This is a genomic window from Magnetospirillum aberrantis SpK (assembly GCF_011022235.1).
Taxonomy (GTDB): Bacteria; Pseudomonadota; Alphaproteobacteria; order Rhodospirillales; family Magnetospirillaceae; genus Magnetospirillum; species Magnetospirillum aberrantis.
In genome coordinates, this window is the sequence record NZ_JAAIYP010000035.1 from 56618 (window position 1) to 78375 (window position 21758).

23 protein-coding genes are annotated in these 21758 nt (G+C 64.9%); 17 read left to right on the plus strand and 6 right to left on the minus strand.

The window, feature by feature from the left end; translation table 11 throughout:
* The first annotated feature begins 24 nt into the window (after positions 1–24).
* The 5 genes from G4223_RS08460 to G4223_RS08480 all read left to right on the plus strand — a co-directional run bounded on the left by G4223_RS08460 (position 25) and on the right by G4223_RS08480 (position 6164).
* Positions 25–2151, plus strand: coding sequence for an ATP-binding protein (locus G4223_RS08460; protein WP_163677801.1), 2127 nt, complete (start codon positions 25–27; stop codon positions 2149–2151).
* A 95-nt stretch (positions 2152–2246) separates the two neighbouring features.
* Positions 2247–2918: a response regulator transcription factor gene (locus G4223_RS08465; RefSeq protein WP_163677804.1), complete on the plus strand. Its 672-nt coding sequence runs from the start codon at positions 2247–2249 to the stop codon at positions 2916–2918.
* A gap of 116 nt (positions 2919–3034) precedes the next feature.
* Positions 3035–3526, plus strand: coding sequence for a 2-amino-4-hydroxy-6-hydroxymethyldihydropteridine diphosphokinase (gene folK, locus G4223_RS08470; RefSeq protein ID WP_163677807.1), 492 nt, complete (start codon positions 3035–3037; stop codon positions 3524–3526).
* Positions 3527–3549: 23 nt separating this feature from the next.
* Positions 3550–3930, plus strand: coding sequence for a dihydroneopterin aldolase (locus G4223_RS08475; RefSeq protein ID WP_163677810.1), 381 nt, complete (start codon positions 3550–3552; stop codon positions 3928–3930).
* An 80-nt stretch (positions 3931–4010) separates the two neighbouring features.
* Positions 4011–6164, plus strand: coding sequence for a sensor histidine kinase (locus G4223_RS08480; RefSeq protein ID WP_163677811.1), 2154 nt, complete (start codon positions 4011–4013; stop codon positions 6162–6164).
* Positions 6165–6191: 27 nt separating this feature from the next.
* Here G4223_RS08480 and G4223_RS08485 read toward each other — a convergent pair whose 3' ends face one another.
* Complete coding sequence (locus G4223_RS08485; RefSeq protein ID WP_163677814.1) at positions 6192–6455, minus strand: DUF2312 domain-containing protein; 264 nt, start codon at positions 6453–6455, stop codon at positions 6192–6194.
* A gap of 279 nt (positions 6456–6734) precedes the next feature.
* On the opposite strand from G4223_RS08485, the gene G4223_RS08490 reads away from it, so the two are divergent.
* Positions 6735–7127 (plus strand): response regulator, encoded by a 393-nt coding sequence (locus G4223_RS08490; RefSeq protein WP_163677817.1) that lies wholly within the window; start codon positions 6735–6737, stop codon positions 7125–7127.
* 178 nt (positions 7128–7305) lie between these two features.
* On the plus strand, positions 7306–7695 hold the full coding sequence (locus tag G4223_RS08495; protein ID WP_163677819.1) for a response regulator: 390 nt from the start codon (positions 7306–7308) through the stop codon (positions 7693–7695).
* 38 nt (positions 7696–7733) lie between these two features.
* On the opposite strand, the gene mltG is transcribed toward G4223_RS08495, so the two are convergent.
* The 5 genes from mltG to fabD form a co-directional block, all read right to left on the minus strand.
* Positions 7734–8714 (minus strand): endolytic transglycosylase MltG, encoded by a 981-nt coding sequence (mltG, locus tag G4223_RS08500; protein ID WP_163677821.1) that lies wholly within the window; start codon positions 8712–8714, stop codon positions 7734–7736.
* Positions 8715–8790: 76 nt separating this feature from the next.
* Positions 8791–10047, minus strand: a complete 1257-nt coding sequence (gene fabF, locus G4223_RS08505) for a beta-ketoacyl-ACP synthase II (protein WP_163677823.1) — start codon at positions 10045–10047, stop codon at positions 8791–8793.
* Positions 10048–10117: 70 nt separating this feature from the next.
* Positions 10118–10351, minus strand: a complete 234-nt coding sequence (locus G4223_RS08510; RefSeq protein WP_024079722.1) for an acyl carrier protein — start codon at positions 10349–10351, stop codon at positions 10118–10120.
* A gap of 206 nt (positions 10352–10557) precedes the next feature.
* Positions 10558–11295, minus strand: coding sequence for a 3-oxoacyl-[acyl-carrier-protein] reductase (fabG, locus tag G4223_RS08515; RefSeq protein ID WP_163677825.1), 738 nt, complete (start codon positions 11293–11295; stop codon positions 10558–10560).
* 13 nt (positions 11296–11308) lie between these two features.
* Positions 11309–12250 carry an ACP S-malonyltransferase gene (gene fabD, locus G4223_RS08520; protein ID WP_163677827.1) on the minus strand — a complete coding sequence of 314 codons (942 nt, stop codon included), beginning with the start codon at positions 12248–12250 and terminating at the stop codon, positions 11309–11311.
* A gap of 292 nt (positions 12251–12542) precedes the next feature.
* Between fabD and G4223_RS08525 the strand changes: the two genes are divergently transcribed.
* From G4223_RS08525 to radA, 10 genes are all read left to right on the plus strand, one after another.
* Positions 12543–13619, plus strand: coding sequence for a lipase family protein (locus G4223_RS08525; protein ID WP_163677829.1), 1077 nt, complete (start codon positions 12543–12545; stop codon positions 13617–13619).
* Between the two features lie 152 nt (positions 13620–13771).
* Complete coding sequence (gene rpsF, locus G4223_RS08530; RefSeq protein ID WP_163677831.1) at positions 13772–14188, plus strand: 30S ribosomal protein S6; 417 nt, start codon at positions 13772–13774, stop codon at positions 14186–14188.
* A complete protein-coding gene (gene rpsR / locus G4223_RS08535; RefSeq protein ID WP_163677833.1) occupies positions 14188–14454 on the plus strand; it encodes a 30S ribosomal protein S18 in 267 nt (88 codons plus the stop codon). Before rpsF ends, rpsR begins: the two co-directional genes overlap by 1 nt.
* Positions 14455–14479: 25 nt before the next feature.
* Positions 14480–15418, plus strand: coding sequence for a DUF2232 domain-containing protein (locus tag G4223_RS08540; protein WP_338086842.1), 939 nt, complete (start codon positions 14480–14482; stop codon positions 15416–15418).
* Entirely contained in the window at positions 15419–16006 is a 588-nt protein-coding gene (gene rplI / locus G4223_RS08545) for a 50S ribosomal protein L9 (RefSeq protein WP_163677835.1), read from the plus strand.
* Between the two features lie 185 nt (positions 16007–16191).
* Positions 16192–17700, plus strand: coding sequence for a replicative DNA helicase (locus tag G4223_RS08550; protein ID WP_163677837.1), 1509 nt, complete (start codon positions 16192–16194; stop codon positions 17698–17700).
* On the plus strand, positions 17700–18815 hold the full coding sequence (alr, locus tag G4223_RS08555) for an alanine racemase (protein ID WP_163677839.1): 1116 nt from the start codon (positions 17700–17702) through the stop codon (positions 18813–18815). Before G4223_RS08550 ends, alr begins: the two co-directional genes overlap by 1 nt.
* Positions 18815–19588, plus strand: a complete 774-nt coding sequence (locus G4223_RS08560; RefSeq protein ID WP_163677841.1) for an MlaE family ABC transporter permease — start codon at positions 18815–18817, stop codon at positions 19586–19588. The genes alr and G4223_RS08560 overlap by 1 nt, the downstream gene beginning before the upstream one ends.
* 5 nt (positions 19589–19593) lie before the next feature.
* Positions 19594–20373, plus strand: a complete 780-nt coding sequence (locus tag G4223_RS08565; protein ID WP_163677843.1) for an ABC transporter ATP-binding protein — start codon at positions 19594–19596, stop codon at positions 20371–20373.
* Positions 20374–21747 (plus strand): DNA repair protein RadA, encoded by a 1374-nt coding sequence (gene radA, locus G4223_RS08570; RefSeq protein WP_163677845.1) that lies wholly within the window; start codon positions 20374–20376, stop codon positions 21745–21747. It abuts the gene before it with no gap.
* Positions 21748–21758 lie beyond the last annotated feature (11 nt).

Genomic DNA, 21758 nt, shown 5'->3' on the forward strand with positions numbered 1-21758 from the left:
CGGCAAAGAAACACAGACGCTAGCATGAAAAACAGGACCACAGCCAAGAAGGACGAGCGGACGGACATGATCGCCCACAGCGTCGCCGATCAATTGCGGTTGATCGACCGTGCCGTCATCACCCTCACCCGCTCGACCGAGGCTTTGTTGCGGGCGACCGACGAGAACTCGCTGCTCGAGGACATCTGCCGCGTCGCCGTCGACGTCGCCGGCTACCGTCTGGCCTGGGTCGGCTATGCCCGCCACGACGCGCCGCTCAGCGTCACCCCAGTCGCCGTGGCCGGCCGCGGCCGTGCCTATCTGGACGAAATCTCGGTGTCCTGGGCCGACCACAATTTGGGCCACGGCCCCACCGGCAGCGCCATCCGTACCGGGATGGCCCAGGTGGTGCACGACATGGAGACCGACCCCCGTTTCGCCCCATGGCGGGACAACGCCCGCGCCTACGCCTTGCGTTCGGCCTTGGCCCTGCCGCTGGGCCAGGAGAACGAGCGCCTCGGCGCGCTGACCATCTACGCCGCCGAACCCGACGCCTTCGACCCCGACGTCATCCGCCTGATGGAAGACGTGGCCCGCAACCTCACCTACGGCATCGGCGCATTGCGGATGAAGGCCGAACACGAACGGGCCGTGCGCGATCTCGCGGAATCCGAGGAACGCTACCGTTCGCTGGTGGAACTGACCCCGGACCCTATCCTGGTCCATAGCCAAGGGACCATCGTGTTCGCCAACCATGCCGCGGCCAAGGTGTTCGCGGCGCCGGGAAAACGGCTGCTCGGCCTGCCGTTGCTGGAATTGCTGCACGAGGAAGCCCGCGAGGAAGTCGGGCGCCTGATCAAACGGCCGCCGACCCAGCGTCGCGTCAGCGAATACCGCATGAAGCGGCTGGACGGCAGCGAGTTCGAGGCCGAGATCGCCGCCACCACCATCACCTTCCACGGCCTTCCCGCCCGTATCCTGGTGATCCGCGACGTCACCGACCGCAAACAGGTGCACCAGCAACTGGTCCAGACCGCCAAACTGGCGACCCTGGGCGAGATGGCGGCCGGATTGGTGCACGAATTGTCGCAGCCTTTGAATATCATGCGCCTCACCGCCGAAGGCGCCCTGCTGTTCATCGAGCGCGGCAAGGCGACGCCGGAATGGCAGGCCGAACAGTTCCAGCAGATCGCCGACCAGGCCCAACGCACCGCCGAGATCATCGATGACATCCGCATTTTCTCGCGTCGCGACACCAGCCCGGTCCTGGTATTCGACGCGCTGGCGGCGGTGTCCTCGGCGCTCGGCGTGCTCGCGGGGCAATTACGGCCCGACGAGATCACCCTGGTCACCGACCTTCCCCCGCATCCGGTGCTGGTCCGGGGCCGTCCGGTGCAGTTGGAACAGGTGGTCATGAACCTGTTGTCCAATGCCCACCACGCGCTCAAGGAAAAACGCGAACGCGAGACCCCGGACAGCAACTGGTGCGCCAGCATCACCATCTCGGCCCGCCTGTCGGGACACAATCTGGTGGTTACCGTCTCCGACACCGGCCCCGGCATCCCACCGACCGTGCGGGCCCGTGTCTTCGAACCGTTCTTCACCACCAAGGAGGCCGGGCGCGGCACCGGGCTGGGCCTGTCGGTCAGCTTCGGCATCATCGCCGCCATGGGCGGCCGCCTCGAGGTGCTCGACCAGGGACCGGGCGCGTGTTTCGCCATCACCTTGCCCATCGACGAAGAAGGAACCCTGGTGTCCGAAGAGCTGAAAGACCGCTCCCTGACGGCAACAGCGGAAATCGACGGCCACATCATGGTGGTCGAGGACGAACTGACGGCCGGGGAAACCCTGGCCCGCTATCTTCAGGAACTGGGATACCGCGTCACCGTCTGCACCAGCGGCAACCAAGCCTATGAAAGCTTCATGGCCGACCCCGCGGACGTGGTCATCACCGATTTGCGCATGCCGGCCGGAGGCGGCGAGCAATTGGTGGAAAAATTGCGGGACTTCGACCCGCTGATGCCCATCGTCATCGTCACCGGCCACCTGGGCGCCACCGAACGGCTGGCGGAGAACCTGCAAGACGACCGCTGCGCCGTCCTGAAGAAGCCGGTGCCGCTTGGCCGGCTGGCGGACATCATCGCCACTTTCCTCAAGCCCCCAGCCGATTAGGGGCAATTCAGAACGGTTTTCGGTGGACCACACTCCCGGTCTGGCTATACTTTCCACGCACGGCAGACCGAAGGTCCACGCAGGGGAGAAGACCGATGAAAATCCTGGTCGCCGACGACCACAAGCTGGTTCGGGACGGATTGAAGCCCTTTCTTCAGGAACTCGCCCCCGACGTTGAAGTGCTTGACGCCGCCAACATGGACGAAGCGCTGGCCGCCGTCGCCGGTGCCGAAGGTCTTGGTCTGGTGCTGCTGGACCTGATGATGCCCGGCATGGACGGGCTCAAGGGGCTTGAGCTTCTGCGCGCCAAATGCCCCGACGTCCCGGTGGTGATCGTTTCCGGCTTCTCCAGCCGCGACCACGTGGTAGCCGCCGTCCAGGCCGGTGCCGCCGGCTTCATTCCCAAGACCGTCAGCGGCACCGCCATGGTCAACGCCCTGCGGCTGGTGCTGTCGGGCGAGAAGTATCTTCCCTCCTCGACCTTCTTCGAGGAACCGGGCAGCCAAATGAGCATGCCTTCGTCGATGACGATTCGACCGACAGGCGTGCCCGCGCCGTTCGACAAGCTGTCGCGCCGCGAGGCCGAGATACTGGCCCTGTTGGTGGAAGGACGCACCAACAAGGAAATCGCCTTGTGCCTGGATCTTCAGGAAATCACCATCAAGGTCCACCTGCGCAACGTGTACCGCAAGATCGGTGCCGCCAACCGCGCCCAAGCGGTGCGGATCGCCATGTCCTCTGGCTGGGTGCCGGCCGGCGCCGCCTGACATGGCCCCGGCACCGGGCCATGTTTCCGGCGCAGACTTCCCCTGTGGCAAGCTCCCCTTGCCTTGACGGTCATTTCGGAGGATTGTTGCGCCCTTCCACGTTTCGGACAGGGGCGATGGCCACCGTTTTTCTTGGTTTGGGGACCAATCTGGGCGACCGTGCCGCCAACCTGCGCACGGCGCTGACCGCGCTCAGCGACTTGGCCCGGATCGACGCGGTTTCCGCGATCTATGAAACCGCGCCGCTTTACGTGCTTGACCAGCCAGCCTTCCTCAACATGGCGGTCCGCGTCACCACCCCCCTCTCTCCGCGCGACTTGCTGATCGAGCTCAAGGCGCTGGAGAACGAGTTGGGCCGTGTCGCGTCGGTGCGTTACGGGCCGCGTCTGATCGACCTCGACATCCTGCTTTATGATGGCGTGGTGATGGACGATTCCGACCTGACCATTCCCCATCCCCGCCTGCATGAACGCCGTTTCGCCCTGGTGCCGCTGGCCGACATCGCCGCGGACCACGCCCATCCGGTGCTGGGACGCAATGTCGCCGATCTGCTGGCGGCACTGCCTTCCACCGACGACGTGTTGCCGTCGGCCGTCACCCTGGACTGACCTTTTCCAATCGAGGACCCGCCATGTTCGCCACCGATCCCGACGCCAAGCTGTACCGCATCCTGGTCCGCGATCTGGTGCTGAAATGCCTGATCGGCATCCACGCCCATGAATTGCTGGCCCCGCAAAGGGTCCGCATCAACGTCGACATGGGGGTGTTGGAACAGGCCGGCCCGCTGTCGGACGACATCGCCAACGTGGTTTCCTACGAGGACGTCATCGAGGGCATCAAGCGCATGCTGGCGCATGGCCACATCAACCTGGTGGAAACACTGGCGGAAAAGGTCGCCGAATTGTGCATGGCCGATCCCCGCGTCGCCTCGGTCCGGGTCAGGGTGGAAAAGCTGGACGTCTACGCCGAAGCGGCCTCGGTCGGTATCGAGATCGAACGCCGCCGCGACTGACCCGGCAAGGAAACCCGCAACCCCCTCTTGCCGCCATAAATACTTGCTGCCACTCTGATCCGTCGGCACGAACGGAACGGATGATGGTGGTACAGCGCGCGGAATTCAGGATTTGGGCGGCGGCGGTCTTGCTGGCCCTGGCATGCAGCACGGCATCCATATGGCAACTCCATGCCAGCCGTGAAGCTCATCTCCACGCAGCCGAACAACTGGCCCTGTCGCTGTCGAACGCGGCGGCCCAGCGCATCGCCGTTTCCTTGCGCAGCATGGACATGCTGCTGACCGAGGTGACGGAAAAGGTCAAGGACCCCGCCACCCTCCCCTCCGACCTGTCCACCACCTTGCGGACCAAGCTGGACGTGTTCCCTGAACTGGACAGCATCGGCCTGGTGGACGAGCAAGGTTGGCTGCGCCAGATCATTTATCGCGACGGCCCCAAGCGGATGGTGCCGGTGCACATCGCCGACACGCCGCATATCCGTGCCATGCAAGAAACCTGGCGCGAAGGCCGGCTGTTTTTGTCGCCGCCGGTGCCCGAGCTTTTCACCCTGACCCCGGTCATTCTGTTGACCCGTCCCTTGGTCGATTCCCAAGGGATTTTCCACGGCAGCGCCGGCCTTGCCGTCAAGACCGACTTCATCGATGCCGCCCTGGCCTCGGTCGTGCCCAAGGCGGGCGACGCGGCAGGGGCCTTTTCCCCGGACGGCGTCCTGTTCTCCCGCTTTCCCGTGGACAAACGCTTTACCGGCCGCAGCATCCGCGACAGCGGTCTTTTCCGTGCTTATACCGCGTCGTCGGGAACCGCCGGCACCGAACGCCGTGCCGTCAGCTTCTCTGACGGCATCGAACGCATCGTCGCCTTCACTCCGGTCCCCGGCTACGACGTCGTCGCCGCCGTCGGCATCGCACGCGCCAAGGTGCTTGACCGTTGGCAGCGGGAATTGTGGGTCCATGGCGGCATCCAATCCCTGTTCGCCGGCATCATTTTCGCGTTGGCTTTCCGTCTGTCGCGCTCGGAACGGCGGCGGCGCAAGGTCTCCAGCCAATTGCTGGCCAACGAGCGCGCCCATGTGGAGTTGCTCGAACGCGCGGTCAAGGAACGCACCGCCGAACTCAACACCTCGTTGGCGGCCTTGGCCGAGAACGAGGAACGGTTTCGCCGCATCGTCGACATTTCGCCGTTTCCTCTGGTGCTGACCCGGCGCGCGGACAACGGCGTGGTCTACATCAACGAACGCGCCTCGGAAACCTTCGGCGTCCCCCAGAACCAGGCTGCGGACAAGGTGGCCCCGAACTTCTGGGTTCACGCCGCCGACCGCGCCCACATGATCGACACGCTGACCGCCCAGGGCCTGATCCGCAACCAGGAAGCTCTCCTGAAGCGCGGAAACGGCGAAGCCTTCACCGCGTTGTTGTCGGCGGCAACCGTCACCCTTGGCGGGGAAGCGCTGGTGCTGACCGCCGTGTTGGACATCACCGAACGCAAGCGGCTGGAAGAGGATTTCGCCCGTTCGAACCGCGATCTGGAACAGTTCTCCTATGCGGTGTCGCACGACCTTCAGGAACCGTTGCGCATGGTTTCCAGCTATCTGGCGCTGCTTGAACGGCGTTACCGGGACCAACTGGATTCCGACGCCCACGAATTCATCGGCTTCGCTGTCGACGGCGCCCAACGCATGAGCCGGATGATCTCTGACCTGTTGGAATATTCCCGTGTGCATCGGCGCGGCAACCCGCTTGGCTCTGTTGATCTGAACGACGCCTTGAGCGACGCCCTGGCCAACCTGTCCACCGCCATCGCCGAAAGCGGCGCCCATGTCGAACACCAGCCGCTTCCCACCGTACAGGGCGACGCCAGCCAGTTGATGCGGGTATTCCAGAATCTGGTCGGCAACGCCATCAAATACCGCCGCCCGAACACGTCACCCACCGTCACCATCACCGCTGCCCAGGACGATGGCCAATGGGTGGTTTCCGTGGCCGATGACGGCATCGGCATCGACCCGGCGGCGACCGGCCGCCTGTTCCAGGTTTTTCAGCGTCTCAACCCCCGCGACGCCTATGAAGGCTCCGGCGTCGGCCTTGCCGTATGCCGCCGCATCCTGGAACGCCATGGCGGCCGCATCTGGGTGGATTCCGCCGGCGAAGGACAAGGCTGCACCTTCCGCTTCAGTATTCCGGCCATTCCGCCGACGACCGAAAACGAAGAAGGGGCCGCTGTCGCGACCCCTTGATCCCACGCGGCGCGGCGATCCTGGCGCTTACACCATGCCCAGCGCGGCCTTGTAAAGATCGAGCAACTGCTCGGTCTCCTCGCGTTCCTGCTCTTCCATGCGGCGCAGGGACACGATCTTGCGCATGATCTTGGTGTCGAAGCCCTGGGACTTGGCCTGGGAATAGACATCCTTGATGTCCGCAGCCAGCGCCTTCTTCTCTTCCTCAAGGCGCTCGATGCGCTCGATGAACTGGCGCAGCGCCTCGGCGGCGATCCCACCGATCTGGCTGTTGTTCTGGTCGTCGCTCATAAGGGAACCCCTCGGGTGGACATGAGGGTCCCGACCATAATTCCCCCCGCTTCTTGGATCAAGACGCATCTATCACACCGTTTCCGGCAACGTTTCCGCAAGAACACGGCACAAATATAAGGCCGACACCCCACATTCGATGAAATGAAAACAGGCTCTATAGGGCGCACACCCGACCTCATACAAAGAACACCCGAATGCTTAAGCCATATTCAATACAACAAAGATTCATCATAAATTTAGTTACGCACACAGTCAGCACCATAAAATGCAACCGTTATGAGAGAAAAAATACAGATCCCGCGCATTCTTTTGGTAGAGGACATCGCAGCCATGCGTCTCCTCATTCGCCAGATGCTGCGCAAACTGGGCATCGAACAGGTCTTCGAAGCATCAGACGGTTCATCCGCCCTCCACATCCTTCGTGAGCAACCGGTGGACGCCATCCTGTCCGACTGGAACATGATTCCCATGACCGGCCTGCAATTGCTGATGGCGGTGCGCGAGGAGCCGGAACACCGCCACCTGCCGTTCATCATGATCACCGGCCAGCACAGCACCGAGCATTTCGCCCGCGCCCGCGCCGCCGGGGTTTCGGGATATCTGGTCAAGCCGTTCGGGGCGGACAGGCTGGAACGGCAACTGACCCGCGTGCTGAACCTACGCCCTTAGCGCCCGGCTTACAGTTTCGACGTACGCCCGGCGAAACTGGATTTTGGCCTTTGGTATAAGCGGTGCGCCGAGCGACCTTTCCAATGCCCAGCCCCCCCCTCTCTCTGGATGGCTGACGGCGCGGGGTGAAACATGGGATCACAATAAGGCACATTCCGCCTGCGTTGGGGGCCGCGCCATGACCGAAACGTTCACCATCTTGCTGGTCGAGGACAGCACGCTGATGCGTTCCCTCATCCGTGACATGTTGCGCCCGGTCCAACACCTCACAGTGATCGAGGCCGCCAACGGCGCCGAGGCCCTGGACGTCCTGACCCGGCAACGGGTGGACGTCGTGCTGTCGGATTGGAACATGCAGCCCATGAACGGCCTGCAACTTCTGCAAACCATGCGCTCCGACCCGGCCCTGGCATCGACCCCGTTCATCATGATGAGCGGCGAACAGACACCGCAAACCATCAGCCATTCGGTGGCGGCCGGCGTCGCCGCCTTCCTGACCAAGCCGTTCGGCCGCGACCAGTTGGCCAGGGCCTTGACCCGCGTCATCACCGCCCGCTCGGCGGCCTGAGCCGACCCGACGGGCAGTCCATTGGCCTGGGGGGGGAATCAGCGCCCCTGCCGTGCCTTTTCCACCTTGCGCCATTTGGCGACGTTGCGATTGTGGTCGTCCAGGGTGCGGGCGAAAACATGCCCGCCCGAGCCGTCGGCGACAAAATAAAGGGCGTCGCTTTGCGCCGGGTTCAGCACCGCCTCGATGCTGGCGCGGCCGGGATTGGCGATGGGAGTGGGCGGCAAACCGTCGTGAACATAGGTGTTCCAAGGATGCGGGTTGTCGAGGTCGGAACGGGTCAACGGCCGGTCCAGAACGCCCAGACGCCCGGACACGCCATAGATTACCGTGGGATCGGATTGTAGCCGCATGCCCAATCGCAAACGGTTGAGGAAGACGGCGGCCACCAGCGGCCGTTCCGAGGCGATCGCGGTCTCGCGTTCGACGATCGAGGCCAGCACCAGCGCCTCTTCCTTGGTCTTGAGCGGCAGACCGGCGACCCGGCCGTTCCACGCCTGGTCCAGGGTCTGGCGCATGGACTTTTCCATGCGCGCCACCACGTCGTCGCGGGCGTCGCCGCGGGTCAGGTGCCACGTCTCGGGCAACAGGCCGCCCTCGGCCGGCTTGCGGGTGACGGTGCCGGCCAAATATTCCGCCCCCTCCACCTCGGCCAACACTTGGCGGACGGTCAGTCCCTCGGCGATGGTCAGCTTATGCACCACGGTTCGTCCCTCGGCCATCATGGTCATGGCGTCGATCGGGCGGACATGGGCGGGAAAGGCGTATTCGCCGGCTCTCAGCGACACTTGGCGCAGGCGGGCGCCGATCATGAAGGTGTAGGGATCGGGAACCACCCCCGCCGCCGCCAGTTGCCGGGCGATGGTCTCCAGCCCGGCTCCCTTGGCGACCACCAGATTGACGTCCTCGGCCAACGGGCCGGGCCCGGTGAAACGGCGATGCCCCTCAAGCCCGGCCCAGGTTCCGACGGCGACACCCAGCACCGCCAGCACGAACACCATCCTCAACAAGACGCGCATGGTTGCATCCCACAAAAGAAGAAAGGCCCCCAAGCGACGACGCCGGGGGCCCTTCCGATACCTGTCAACGCGGACCTTACGGAGCCTTGCCGAAGATCAGCGAAGCGTTGGTCCCGCCAAAGCCGAAGGAATTCGACATGGCGTAGTTGATCTCGCGCTTCTTGGCGACCTTGGCCACCAGGTCGATGTCGCAGCCCTCGTCCGGGTTGTCCAGGTTGAGGGTGGGCGGCGCCACCTGATCGCGAATGGCCAACAGCGAGAAGATCGCCTCGACCGCACCGGCGGCCCCCAACAGATGGCCGATGGCCGACTTGGTCGAGCTCATGGACACGGTGTTGACGGCGTTGCCGAACAGACGCTTGACCGCGCCCAGTTCGATGACGTCGCCCATGGTGGCCGTGCCGTGGGCGTTGATGTAGTCGATATCGCCCGGTTGCAGCTCGGCGCGCTTGAGCGCCGCCTGCATGGCGCGGAACGCGCCATTGCCGTCCTCGGCCGGGGCGGTGATGTGATAGGCGTCGCCGGACATGCCATAGCCGATCACTTCGCCATAAATCTTGGCGCCGCGGGCACGGGCATGCTCCAGTTCCTCAAGGACCAGGACGCCGGCGCCCTCGCCCATGACGAAGCCGTCACGATCCTTGTCCCACGGCCGCGACGCGGCCTGGGGCTCGTCGTTGCGGACGGTGGACAACGCCTTGCAGGAGGCGAAGCCGGCGATGCCCAGACGGCACACCGCGGCTTCGGCACCGCCGGCGACCATGACGTCGGCGTCGCCGAACATGATCAGACGGGCGGCATCGCCGATGGCGTGGGCACCGGTGGCGCAGGCCGTGACCACCGCGTGGTTCGGGCCCTTGAAGCCGTATTGAATGGAAACGTGGCCCGACACCAGATTGATCAGGGCCGACGGGATGAAGAAGGGCGAAACACGGCGCGGGCCGTTGTCCTTCAGCGTCAGGGCGCCCTCGGCAATGGCCGGAAGGCCACCGATGCCGGAACCGATCATGACGCCGGTGCGTTCGCGTCCTTCGTCGTCCTCGGGAGTCCAGCCGGAATCGGCGATGGCTTCCTGAGCGGCGGCGAGGCCGTAAACGATGAAGTCGTCCATGCGGCGACGTTCCTTCGCCGGGACGACCTTGTCCAGATCCAGTTCACCCTCGCCGGTGCCGCGCGGGATGACGCCGGCAACCTTGGCTGCCAGATCGGAAACGTCAAAATGCTCGATGGCGCGGATACCCGATTCGCCATTGATGAGGCGCTTCCAGGTGTGTTCGACGCCGCAGCCCAGCGGGCTGACGATGCCGAGGCCGGTGACGACAACACGTCTCATGCGAAGGTCCCGTTTCTGTACTTAGAAAAAGGGCGCCGTCCCCTGCGGGTGCGGCGCCCCAAGCCAACCTTTACGCGGCCTTCGAGATGAAGTCGATCGCGTCCTTGACGGTCAGGATCTTCTCGGCAGCGTCATCGGGGATTTCGCAGCCGAATTCTTCCTCGAAAGCCATGACCAGCTCGACAGTGTCGAGGCTGTCGGCGCCCAGGTCGTCGATGAAGCTGGCGTTCTCGGTCACCTTGGCCTCTTCCACGCCCAGGTGCTCGACAACAATCTTCTTAACCCGCTCGGCGACGTCGCTCATTGTGAATTCCCTCGGAAGTCTTATGGTGCCAGTTTGTGAACCAGGGTCCCGCGACCGGTGGCGCAAAGCCCCCGAACCGGCGGAAAGTGGCCCGTACCTAACATACTTTTTTGCCCGTGACCAGCACTGGAACACCAGTCCTGGGGTTTAGGCCGCAACATGTGGGGAGCAAGACGGCCGAACCGCCTTGCTCCCCGCAGGTTTCCTCAGATCATGGCCATGCCGCCGTTGACGTGCAGGGTCTGGCCGGTGACATAGGCCGCCTCGGCCGAAGCCAGATACAGCACGGCCGCGGCAATTTCTTCGGACGTGCCCATGCGGCCCGCCGGGATCGAGGCGTTGATGCGGGCCTTCTGGTCGTCGTTCAACTCGTCGGTCATGGCGGTGGCGATGAAGCCCGGCGCCACGGCGTTGACGGTGATGTTGCGGCTGGCGACTTCCTGGGCCAACGACTTGGTCAGGCCGATCATGCCGGCCTTGGAGGCGCAGTAATTGGCCTGGCCGGGATTGCCGGTGACGCCGACGATCGAGGTGATGTTGACGATACGGCCCGACCGGCGCTTCATCATGCCCTTGACGGCGGCGCGACACAGACGGAAGGCGGCGGTCAGGTTGACGTTGATCACCGCATCCCAGTCTTCGTCCTTCATGCGCAGGATCAGGCCGTCCTTGGTGATGCCGGCGTTGTTGACCAGGATGTCGAGCGAGCCCATGGCCGCCTCGGCGTCCTTGGCCAACTGCTCTACCTCTTCCGGCTTGGACAGGTTGGCGGGCAGCACGTGGACGCGGCTCCCCAATTCGGCGGCCAGGGTGTCCAACGCCTCGCGACGGGTGCCGTGGATGGCGACGGTAGCGCCGGCGCCATGCAGGGCCTTGGCGATGGCGCCGCCGATGCCGCCCGAGGCGCCGGTGACCAAAGCGGTCTTGCCGGTCAGATCGAACATGTGATGATCCCCCTTACTGAGAAGCCAGGAAGGCTTCGATGTCGGCCGGCGTGCCCACGGCGACGCCGGACAATTCCTTGTCGATGCGCTTGGCCAGCCCCGACAGCACCTTGCCCGAGCCCAGTTCGACCAACTGGGTGACGCCCTGCTCCTTCATATAAAGGACGCCTTCGCGCCAGCGCACGGTGCCGGTGACCTGACGCACCAGCAGATCGCGGATGGTCTCGGGCTCCGACACGGCGGACGCCACCACGTTGGCCACCACCGGCACCTTGGGCGCCTTCATATCGACCTTGGCCAGGGCCTCGGCCATGGCATCGGCGGCCGGCTGCATCAGGGCGCAATGGAAGGGGGCGGACACCGGCAACAGCACGGCGCGCTTGATGCCCTTTTCCTGGGCGATCTTGATGGCGCGCTCGACCGCTTCCTTGTGACCCGACACCACCACCTGGCCGGCACCGTTGTCGTTGGCCGCCTCGCACACCTGGCCCCCTGCCGCCTCGGCGGCGATTTCCTTGGCCTGCTGGAATTCGGCGCCCAGCAACGCGGCCATGGCGCCGACACCCACCGGAACCGCCTTTTGCATGCTCTGACCGCGCAGCTTCAACAAGCGCGCGGTGTCGGACAGCGAGAAGGTGCCGGCGGCGGCCAGGGCGGAATATTCGCCCAAGGAATGGCCGGCGACGAAGGTGGCCGCCTGGGACAGGTCCAGCTTGCCCTGACCTTCGAGGATGCGGACCACCGCCATGGATACCGCCATCAGCGCCGGCTGGGCGTTCTCGGTCAGCGTCAGCTCGTCGTCGGGGCCTTCGAACATCAGCTTGCTGAGGTTCTGCTTAAGCGCCTCGTCCACCTCTTGGAAAACGTGACGGGCCTCGGCGAAAGCCTCGGCCAACTCGCGGCCCATGCCGACCGCCTGAGAACCCTGGCCCGGAAAGACGAATGCGCGCGACATGGGAATATCCTTCGGCTAACGGAAACTGGCGGAAGGAAAAGGGACTTCCCCTCCCCCTGTCAAGCGGATAAGGGCACAGCACGCTCTGGCCAGCACAGCGGCACAATATGGTCTCCACCGCCCCCGCGCGACCGCGTCCAGAGAAGCACCGCACCCCGATACACCCCTAATGATGTGAAAAATTTGAAATCACACAATCTTTGATTTACGCCAGCCACCCACTCTTTTACATTGTTATGATTCGCAATAACAACGCGTTTTGCGAGACATTCACGTTGGAGAGGGAGTTCCCATGACCACTCAATCCACCGCCACCACCGACATGACCCTGACCGTCGCCGCCCAGGGTCCATACTTGGCCGCCACCTATCTCAAACTCGCCGCCATCGCCTACAGCGACGAAAAAGCGGTGTTCGGCACCGCCGCACTGAAGGCCGTGACACAGGCAATTCCCACGCTGCCGTCCGTGACGGTTCCGGGCAACGCCGACCAGTCGGGCACACTGACCTATGAATGGGGCGCCGCCTCCGAACTGGACGCCAATCTGGCCTTCGCCGTCAGTTGCAAGAGCACGGCCGGAATCCCGCAATTCGCCGTCGTCGTGCTGCGCGGCACCGACGTGGGCACCGACGACCCCGGCGTATTCAAGCAGATCTGCGAGGATTTGCGTTGCGACAAACAACTGGACTGGGGCGCCACGGTTTCGGCGCTGAGCACCGACACCGATCTGCCGTCGGCGGTCGATCAGCCTTATGACCACCCGGCCATCGCCTTGGGCACCGCGCGGGGCCTGCAAAAAATTCTGTCGATGCCAGCCTCCGACGGCTCCACCATCGCCACATGGGTTCAGCACTTCATCAACAACAATTCTGGCGTCCCAGTGGTGGTCACCGGCCACTCGTTAGGCGGCTGCCAGACCATCGTGCTGGCCCAGTACCTGGCACAGACTGTGGCCGGCTCACCCGTCCTGGTCTCGCAGCCCTGGGCGCCACCGACCCCGGGCAACCAGGCCTTCGCCACCCTTTACGACGCCACCTTCGATACGCGCAGCTTCCTGTGGTGGAACACGCTGGATATCGTCCCCAACGCTTTCCAGAACATGGCCGGCATCCCGACGCTGTGGGACAACATCACCATGAACGATGCCGAGAAGCTGGCCTTCGCCGGAATCAACGACGCGCTGACGCTCTCGCAATGCACCTACGCCCAGTCGGCGGCGACCACGACCAGGCTCGTCGGCCTGCAGCCCGCTTCCGGCACCGACTGGGGCCGAGAACTGTGCGTGCAGCATTTTCCGCCCATGTACGAGCAATTGCTGAGCCAGAACACCAACGTCTGGAGCTATGCCGGCATCCCAACGGCCAGCTGATCCCGAACAGAGCCGCGAAACGCTTGCGTCGGCGGACTTTTCATGTATATTCCGCCGCTTCATCCCTTGCCGGCACTCCCCTCGGGAGGGTCGGCTATGCCCATTCCCCATGGTGGGGCGTGGGAAGAGAAAAGCCAGAAGGGTTCAGACGAATGCCTTTGTATGAATGCGTGCTCCTCGCACGTCAGGAAGTTTCGGCCCCGCAGGTCGAAGCCCTGGTCGAGGAATTCTCCAATGTGCTGGCTCAGGGCGGCGGTTCCGTCGCCAAGAAGGAATTCTGGGGCCTGCGCAACATCGCCTACCGGGTCAAGAAGAACCGCAAGGCGCACTACGTCCTGCTGAACATCGATTCGCCCTCCGCCGCCGTCAAGGAGATGGAGCGCCAGATGTCTTTGAACGAAGACGTCCTGCGTTACCTGACCGTCCGCGTCGAGGAACTCGAGGAAGGCCCGTCGGCCATGATGCAGGCCAAGAACAGCCGCGACGACCGTCCGCGCCGCGAAGAACGCGGCCCGCGCGAGGATCGCCCCCGTGAAGACCGTCCGCGTCGCGCCGAGGGAGGTGAGTGATGAGCGAGATCAAGACCGAACGTCCGCGTGCCGCCGCCGGCGCCCGCCGTCCGTTCTTCCGTCGTCGGAAGACCTGCCCGTTCTCCGGCGCCAACGCGCCGAAGATCGACTATAAGGACACCAAGCTGCTGAGCCGCTTCATCTCCGAGCGCGGCAAGATCGTGCCGAGCCGCATCACCGCGGTTTCGGCCAAGAAGCAGCGCGAACTGGCCCAGGCCATCAAGCGCGCCCGCTTCCTGGGTCTGCTGCCCTACGTGGTGAAGTAAGACCCGGTCCGATGGTGTTCTGCCGGTGAATCGGCAACTCGGCCTTGGACTGGCGGCGGGATTGCTTTCAGCAACCCTATTCCTGTCGCTGGCGAAAGGCATCGCTTTGGGTGCCGTGCTGTCCTATGCCGCGCCGCTTCCGCTGATGATGGCGGGATTGGGGTTGGGCACGGGAGCTTTGGTCGCCGCCGGGCTGGCGGCAATGGTCGCGGTGGCGGCGGTGGTCGGGCCTTTTTCCGCCCTGCCTTACGCCATCGCGGCGGTTCTGCCGGCCGCGATCGTGACCAACAGGGGGCTGTTGTGGCGTCAAGCCGACGACGGTTCCGTGCACTGGTACCCGCCGGGACTTGTCCTGGCGTGGCTGACCGCAGCCGGTCTGACGCTGATGCTTTGCGGCTCTGCGTTGTTGGCTGGCCGCCCCGAAGGGGTCGAAGGCAGCGTGTCGAGTATCTTGACCGCAGCCCTTGACCTGATGGCCGCCCATCTTCCCGCCAACCAGCGGGAAGCGGCGGTGGCGCTGTGGACGCCGCTGTTTCCCGCCATGATCGTCGGATCGTGGTTGGTGATGTCGGCGGTCAACGCCTGCGGGGCGCAGGGTTTGCTGGTCCGCATGGGCCATGCGCGCCGGCCGTCGCCGGCCTATCGGGAGCTGTGGCTCCCCGACTGGCCGGTAATGGGCTTGGTGATCATGGCGGTGCTGGCCATCCTGGCGGACGGGGACTTGGCATATGTCGCGGCCAGCGCCGCGGCGGTGCTGTTGCTCCCCTTCCTGTTCCTGGGGCTGGCGGCCATCCACCGCTGGGCCAAGGGGCGGACCAACGCGGGACTGGTGCTCGCGACGGCATACGGGTTGTTGCTCCTGGCTTTCGGCTTTGCCGCTCCGGCGGTGGTCGGGCTGGGGCTGGCAAGGTTCTGGACGATGAGGTTCCGCCGCCCGCGAAGCGGCGGCGGTATGGAGGAATAAATGGAAGTCATCCTGCTCGAGAGGATCGAGAAGCTCGGTCAGATGGGCGACGTGGTCAAGGTCAAGCCTGGCTTCGCCCGTAATTTCCTGCTGCCCCAGAAGAAGGCGCTGCGCGCCAACAAGGACAATCTGGCCTTCTTCGAAAAGCAGCGCACCCAGCTTGAGGCCATCAACCTCAAGCGCCGTGACGAGGCTCAGGCCGTCGCCGCCAAGATGGAAGGCCTGAAGGTTCTGATGGTCCGCCAGGCCGGCGAAGGCGGTCAGCTCTATGGTTCGGTGTCCGGCCGCGACGTGGCCGAGGCGGTCAAGGCCGCCGGCTACACCATCGAGCGCAACCAGGTCAACCTGGAGAGCCCGATCAAGACCCTGGGGTCCTACCCGGTCCGCGTCGCCCTGCACCCGGAAGTGTCGGTCCTGGTCACCGTGACCGTCGCCCGTTCGCAGGAAGAAGCCGAGCGCGCCGCCGCGGCCGCCGTCGAAACCGAAGCCGAAGCCGAAGTCGAAGTCGAAGCCACCGAAGAGGTCGCCGAGATCGAAGCCGAGGACGAGGTCGAGGCGACCGAAGCCGAAGAGACCCCCGAGGCCTAAGGCTTCGGACCTCGTCGGTTCAGGACTTGTTTCGCCAGGCGCCGGAGGGGCATTCCCCCTCCGGCGCCTTCGCGCGTCCGCATGGCGCCCCATCCCCTAAGCCCTGAACATCTGTTTTCCTGAGCTCAGCCATGCCCCCGAGAGGGGCTAGGCTGTCGCGGCGCCGTCTGCTAACGTGCCGCCCCATGTCCGCCCAGATTCCCGACGCCACCGGAGAAACCCCCGGCTTTCGCACGCCGCCCCATAATTACGAGGCGGAACAGTCGCTGCTGGGCGCCATCTTGCTCAACAACCGCGCTTTCGAGCGGGTGTCCGAATTCCTGCGTGCCGAACATTTCGCCGATCCGGTTCATGGCCGCATCTACGCCGCCTGCGGCAAGCTGGTCGAACGCGGCCAGATCGCCGACCCGGTGACGCTCAAGACCTATTTCGACCATGACGGCGGCCTGGCCGAGATCGGCGGTCCGCAATATCTGGCGCAATTGGCCGAATCGGTGGTGTCGATCATCAACGCCGCGGATTACGGCAAGCTGATCCACGACCTGCACCTCAGGCGCGAACTGATCGCCATGGGCCAGGACATGGTCAACGAGGCGTTCGACGTTCAGATCGAGCGCCCGGCCATGGAGCAGATCGGCACCGCCGAGGCCAAGCTTTACGAACTGGCCACCACCGGCGAGACCGAAGGCGGCTTCGAAGCCTTCGGCGCCGTGCTGATCGAAACCGTCAAACAGGCCGAGGCGGCGCACAAGCGCGCCGGCAAGCTGTCGGGCGTGCCCACTGGGCTGGTTGACATGGACCAACGCCTGGGCGGCCTGCATCCGTCGGATCTGCTGATCCTGGCCGGCCGTCCGTCCATGGGCAAGACCTCGCTGGCCACCAACATCGCCTTCAACGCCGCCAAGGCCTATCGCGAGGAAATCGACGCGGTGGGCAACAAGAAGGCGGTGGACGGTGCGGTGGTCGCCTTCTTCTCGCTGGAAATGTCGTCGGAACAACTGGCCGGCCGTATCCTCGCCGAACAGGCGGAAATCTCGTCGCACAAGATTCGCCAAGGCGAGATGAGCAACGAAGAGTTCGAGCGTCTGGTGGTCGCCGCCCAGGAATTGAACAAGCTGCCGCTTTATATCGACGACACCCCGGCGCTAACCATTTCGGCGGTTCGGACTCGCTCCCGCCGGCTCAAGCGTCAGCACGGCCTCGGGCTGGTGGTGGTGGACTACCTGCAATTGCTGCGCGGCAGCGCAAGCCATTCGGAGAACCGCGTCCAGGAAGTGTCGGAAATCACCCGCGGCCTGAAGGCGCTGGCCAAGGAACTGGACGTCCCGGTCATCGCCCTGTCGCAGCTGTCGCGCGCCGTCGAACAGCGCGAGGACAAACGCCCACAGCTTTCGGACCTGCGCGAATCGGGCTCGATCGAACAGGACGCCGACGTGGTGATGTTCGTCTATCGCGAACAATATTACCTGGAACGCGGCGAGCCAGGCCGCCGGCCCGAGGAATCCGAGGAAAAGTTCAACGAACGCTACGATTCGTGGCACAAGCGACTGATGGAAGTGGTCAACACCGCCGAAGTGATCATCGCCAAGCAGCGTCACGGCCCGGTCGGCACCGTCCGTCTGTCGTTCCAGGGCGAGTTCACCAAGTTCGGCAACCTGGACACCCACCACAGCCACGACGAGCCCGGCTTCTGATGACCGCTTACGACCGTGCCCCCGCTTTCCTGACCATCGACGTCGGCGCCGTGGTCGCCAATTGGCGCCTGATCCGCGACCGGGTCGGCCCCGGCTGTGAAGCCGCCGCCGTGGTCAAGGCCGATTGCTACGGCCTGGGCGCCGAACGCATCGTCCCCGGTTTGGCCGCCGCCGGCTGCCGGACCTTCTTCGTCGCCACCATCGACGAAGGCATCGCCATCCGCAAGGTGCTGCCGCGCGAGGTGACCGTCGCCATACTGGGCGGGCCGCTGCCCGGTGCCGCCGCCGACTTGGCCGAACACGCGCTGACGCCGGTGCTCAACAGTCTGGACCAGATCGGATTGTGGGCCGGCTACGCCGCCGCCACCGGAAGCCGGCTCAAGGCCGCGCTGCACCTCGACACCGGCATGAGCCGATTGGGCCTCGACGCTCCGGCCGTCGCCATGCTGGCCGCCGATCCCGCCTTGCTGAACGGCATCGATCCGATCCTGGTGATGAGCCACATGGCCTGCGCCGACGAGACGGGACACCCCAAGAACCGCCAGCAATTGACCGCTTTCCAGACGTTGTCGGGACAGTTGGGCCTGCCCGCGCGGCGCAGCCTGGGGGCGTCGTCCACGATTTTCCTGGGACCCGACTACCATTTCGACCTGGTCCGTCCCGGCGCGGTGCTGTACGGCCTGAACCCTACCCCCGACCAAGCCAATCCCATGGCCGCCGTGGTCGCCCTGCACGCCCGTATCTTACAGGTCCGTGACGTTGACTCCCCCATGACCGTTGGCTATGGTGCCACCCACTCTGTTCGGGGCAAGGGACGCGTTGCGGTGGCCGCCTTGGGCTACGCCGACGGCGTTTTCCGTTCGCTGGGAAACAGTGGTTTCGGCGTGATCGAAGGGGAGCGCGTGCCGGTCGTGGGACGGATTTCAATGGATCTGACCACCTTTGACGTCAGCGCGCTGGCGCCCGAACAGGCGCGCCCCGGCGCGCTGATCGAAATCATCGGCCCGCACCAAGCCGCCGACGATCTGGCCGCCCAGGGCGGAACCATCGGGTACGAGGTGTTGACCGCCTTGGGCCGGCGTTATCTCAGAACATACCAGGGCGAGGTCGTGTAATGGAGTTCGTCGCCACCGTCGGCCGCGTCTTCCTGGCCTTCCTGTCCCATGTGGGGCGCCTGTCGGCGTTCACCGGCACCGCCGTATCGCACATCGTCCGTCCGCCCTTTTATCCGCGCCTGATCATGCGTTCGATGGTCGAGATCGGCTATTACTCGCTGCCGGTGGTGGGGCTGACCGCGGTATTCACCGGCATGGTGCTGGCGCTGCAATCCTATTCCGGTTTTTCCCGCTTCGCCGCCGAGGGCGCGGTAGCGACCGTGGTGGTGTTGTCGGTGACCCGCGAATTGGCGCCCGTGCTGGCCGGCCTGATGGTGGCGGGCCGCATCGGCGCCTCGATGGCCGCCGAGATCGGCACCATGCGCGTGACCGAGCAGATCGACGCGCTGAGCACGCTGTCCACCAACCCGTTCAAATATCTGGTGGCGCCACGCCTGCTGGCCGGCTTCCTGATGGTGCCGTGTCTGGTGCTGGTGGCCGACATCATCGGCGTGTTCGGCGGCTACATCGTCGGCGTCTACAAGCTGGGCTTCAACCCCTCTTCGTACATCAGCCGCACCTGGGAATACCTGGAACCGCTGGACGTCATCTCGGGCCTGACCAAGGCCGCGGTGTTCGGCTTCCTGATCTCGCTGATGGGCTGCTACCACGGCTATTATTCGCGTGGCGGCGCCCAGGGCGTGGGTGCGGCCACCACCAATTCGGTGGTGTCTGCGGCAATCCTGATCCTGGTGTTCAATTACGTCATCACCGCCCTGTTCTTCGGCAAGTGAGTGCCATGACCGACGCCCCCCAGCCGAAAATCCAACTGAACGACGTCCACAAGGCCTTCGGCCCCAAGGTGGTCCTGGACGGCATCGACCTTTCCGTGGCCCGAGGCGAATCGGTGGTCATCATCGGCGGCTCCGGCACCGGCAAGTCGGTGCTGCTGAAATGCATCCTGGGCCTGCTTAGGCCCGAGCGCGGGTCGATCCGCATCGACGGCGAGGAAGTGGTGGGCCTGCGCGGCAAGAGCCGCGAGCGCGTGCTCAACCAGTTCGGCATGCTGTTCCAGGGCTCGGCTCTGTTCGACAGCCTGAAGGTCTGGGAAAACGTCGCCTTCGGCCTGATCCAGGGCCGCAACATGCCGCGCCAGCAGGCCAAGGACATCGCCATCGAAAAGCTGGCGGCCGTGGGATTGGCCGAATCGGCCGGCGATCTTTTCCCGTCGGAACTGTCGGGCGGCATGCAAAAGCGCGTCGGGCTGGCCCGCGCCATCGCGTCGAGCCCCGAGATCATCTTCTTCGACGAGCCGACCACCGGCCTTGACCCGATCATGGCCGACGTCATCAACGACCTGATCGTCAAGTGCACCAAGGAATTGGGGGCGACGGCGCTGTCGATCACCCACGACATGGCCTCGGCGCGCAAGATCGCCGACCGCATCGCCATGCTGTACAAAGGCCGCCTGATCTGGGTGGGACCGGCCAAGGACATCGACCATTCCGGCAACGAATTCGTCGACCAGTTCATTCATGGCCGGGCCGATGGTCCGATCAAGATGGAACTCAGGGCGTAAGTGTCCAAATCCGCTCCCCGCTTCGTCTGCCAGGAATGCGGTGCCGTCACCGTCCGCTGGGCCGGCAAATGCGACGCCTGCGGCGCCTGGAACTCCATCGCCGAGGAAAAAGCCCGTGAAAGCACGCCCAAGGGATTGGGCGGAAAACCCGGCCGCAAGATTGAATTCGTCGGTCTGGACGGCGCCACGGTGGCCGACCGCCCCCGCCTGTCGACCGGTATCGGCGAATTGGATCGGGTGTGCGGCGGCGGTCTGGTCGCCGGGTCGGCATTGCTGGTGGGGGGCGATCCCGGCATCGGCAAGTCCACGCTCTTGACCCAGGCCACGGCGGCGCTGTCGGCGCAGGTGCCGGTGGTCTATATCTCGGGCGAAGAAGCGGTGGACCAGGTTCGCCTGCGCGCCCGCCGGCTGGGATTGGCCAAGGCACCGGTGCAATTGGCCTCGGCCACCTCGTTGCGCGACATCGTCCAGACCTTGGACAGCGCCGACGCGCCGGCGGTGGTGGTGATCGATTCCATCCAGACCATGTACGCCGACAACGTCGAGGCGGCACCCGGCACCGTCAGCCAGGTGCGCATCTGTGCCCACGAATTGATCCGGCTGGCCAAACGGCGCGGCTTCATCCTGTTCCTGGTCGGCCACGTCACCAAGGAAGGCACCATCGCCGGCCCGCGCGTGCTGGAGCACATGGTGGACACCGTGCTGTATTTCGAAGGCGACCGCGGCCACCAGTTCCGCATCCTGCGCGCGGTCAAGAACCGCTTCGGCGCCACCGACGAAATCGGCGTGTTCGAGATGACCGACGGCGGCCTGACCGAAGTGCTGAACCCGTCGGCACTGTTCCTGGCCGAACGGCGCGGCAACGTCTCGGGATCGTGCGTCTATGCCGGGGTCGAAGGCACGCGGCCCATGCTGGTGGAAATCCAGGCGCTGGTGGCCCCAAGCACCCTTTCCAGCCCCCGGCGCGCAGTGGTGGGATGGGATTCCAACCGCCTGTCGATGGTGTTGGCGGTGCTGGACGCGCGATGCGGGCTTGCTTTGTCGGGCAATGACGTTTATCTGAACGTCGCCGGCGGCCTTCGCATCACCGAGCCCGCCGCCGATCTTGCGGTCGCGGCCGCGCTGGTCTCTTCGGCCACAGACGTTCCCGTTCCCGCCGACATGGTGGTGTTCGGCGAGATCGGTCTTTCCGGCGAGGTCCGCGCCGTGGCCCAGGGCGACGCCCGCCTGAAGGAGGCGGCGAAGCTGGGGTTCGCGCAAGGCCTGGTGCCGGCGAGCCCGCGCAAGGGAAAGGCTGGGGCCGCAGGCCCGCTGGCGATTCGCCCGATCGGGCATTTACAGGACCTGTTGGGGCTGTTCCGCCCCGGCCAGTGATAAGGTTGGTG

Excerpts from the sequence above, each read along its gene's own strand:
- G4223_RS08460 (WP_163677801.1), top strand. The coding sequence starts at position 25 with ATGAAAAACAGGACCACAGCCAAGAAGGACGAGCGGACGGACATGATC.
- G4223_RS08465 (WP_163677804.1), top strand. The coding sequence starts at position 2,247 with ATGAAAATCCTGGTCGCCGACGACCACAAGCTGGTTCGGGACGGATTG.
- folK (WP_163677807.1), top strand. The coding sequence starts at position 3,035 with ATGGCCACCGTTTTTCTTGGTTTGGGGACCAATCTGGGCGACCGTGCC.
- G4223_RS08475 (WP_163677810.1), top strand. The coding sequence starts at position 3,550 with ATGTTCGCCACCGATCCCGACGCCAAGCTGTACCGCATCCTGGTCCGC.
- G4223_RS08480 (WP_163677811.1), top strand. The coding sequence starts at position 4,011 with ATGATGGTGGTACAGCGCGCGGAATTCAGGATTTGGGCGGCGGCGGTC.
- G4223_RS08485 (WP_163677814.1), bottom strand. The coding sequence starts at position 6,455 with ATGAGCGACGACCAGAACAACAGCCAGATCGGTGGGATCGCCGCCGAG.
- G4223_RS08490 (WP_163677817.1), top strand. The coding sequence starts at position 6,735 with ATGAGAGAAAAAATACAGATCCCGCGCATTCTTTTGGTAGAGGACATC.
- G4223_RS08495 (WP_163677819.1), top strand. The coding sequence starts at position 7,306 with ATGACCGAAACGTTCACCATCTTGCTGGTCGAGGACAGCACGCTGATG.
- mltG (WP_163677821.1), bottom strand. The coding sequence starts at position 8,714 with ATGCGCGTCTTGTTGAGGATGGTGTTCGTGCTGGCGGTGCTGGGTGTC.
- fabF (WP_163677823.1), bottom strand. The coding sequence starts at position 10,047 with ATGAGACGTGTTGTCGTCACCGGCCTCGGCATCGTCAGCCCGCTGGGC.
- G4223_RS08510 (WP_024079722.1), bottom strand. The coding sequence starts at position 10,351 with ATGAGCGACGTCGCCGAGCGGGTTAAGAAGATTGTTGTCGAGCACCTG.
- fabG (WP_163677825.1), bottom strand. The coding sequence starts at position 11,295 with ATGTTCGATCTGACCGGCAAGACCGCTTTGGTCACCGGCGCCTCGGGC.
- fabD (WP_163677827.1), bottom strand. The coding sequence starts at position 12,250 with ATGTCGCGCGCATTCGTCTTTCCGGGCCAGGGTTCTCAGGCGGTCGGC.
- G4223_RS08525 (WP_163677829.1), top strand. The coding sequence starts at position 12,543 with ATGACCACTCAATCCACCGCCACCACCGACATGACCCTGACCGTCGCC.
- rpsF (WP_163677831.1), top strand. The coding sequence starts at position 13,772 with ATGCCTTTGTATGAATGCGTGCTCCTCGCACGTCAGGAAGTTTCGGCC.
- rpsR (WP_163677833.1), top strand. The coding sequence starts at position 14,188 with ATGAGCGAGATCAAGACCGAACGTCCGCGTGCCGCCGCCGGCGCCCGC.
- rplI (WP_163677835.1), top strand. The coding sequence starts at position 15,419 with ATGGAAGTCATCCTGCTCGAGAGGATCGAGAAGCTCGGTCAGATGGGC.
- G4223_RS08550 (WP_163677837.1), top strand. The coding sequence starts at position 16,192 with ATGTCCGCCCAGATTCCCGACGCCACCGGAGAAACCCCCGGCTTTCGC.
- alr (WP_163677839.1), top strand. The coding sequence starts at position 17,700 with ATGACCGCTTACGACCGTGCCCCCGCTTTCCTGACCATCGACGTCGGC.
- G4223_RS08560 (WP_163677841.1), top strand. The coding sequence starts at position 18,815 with ATGGAGTTCGTCGCCACCGTCGGCCGCGTCTTCCTGGCCTTCCTGTCC.
- G4223_RS08565 (WP_163677843.1), top strand. The coding sequence starts at position 19,594 with ATGACCGACGCCCCCCAGCCGAAAATCCAACTGAACGACGTCCACAAG.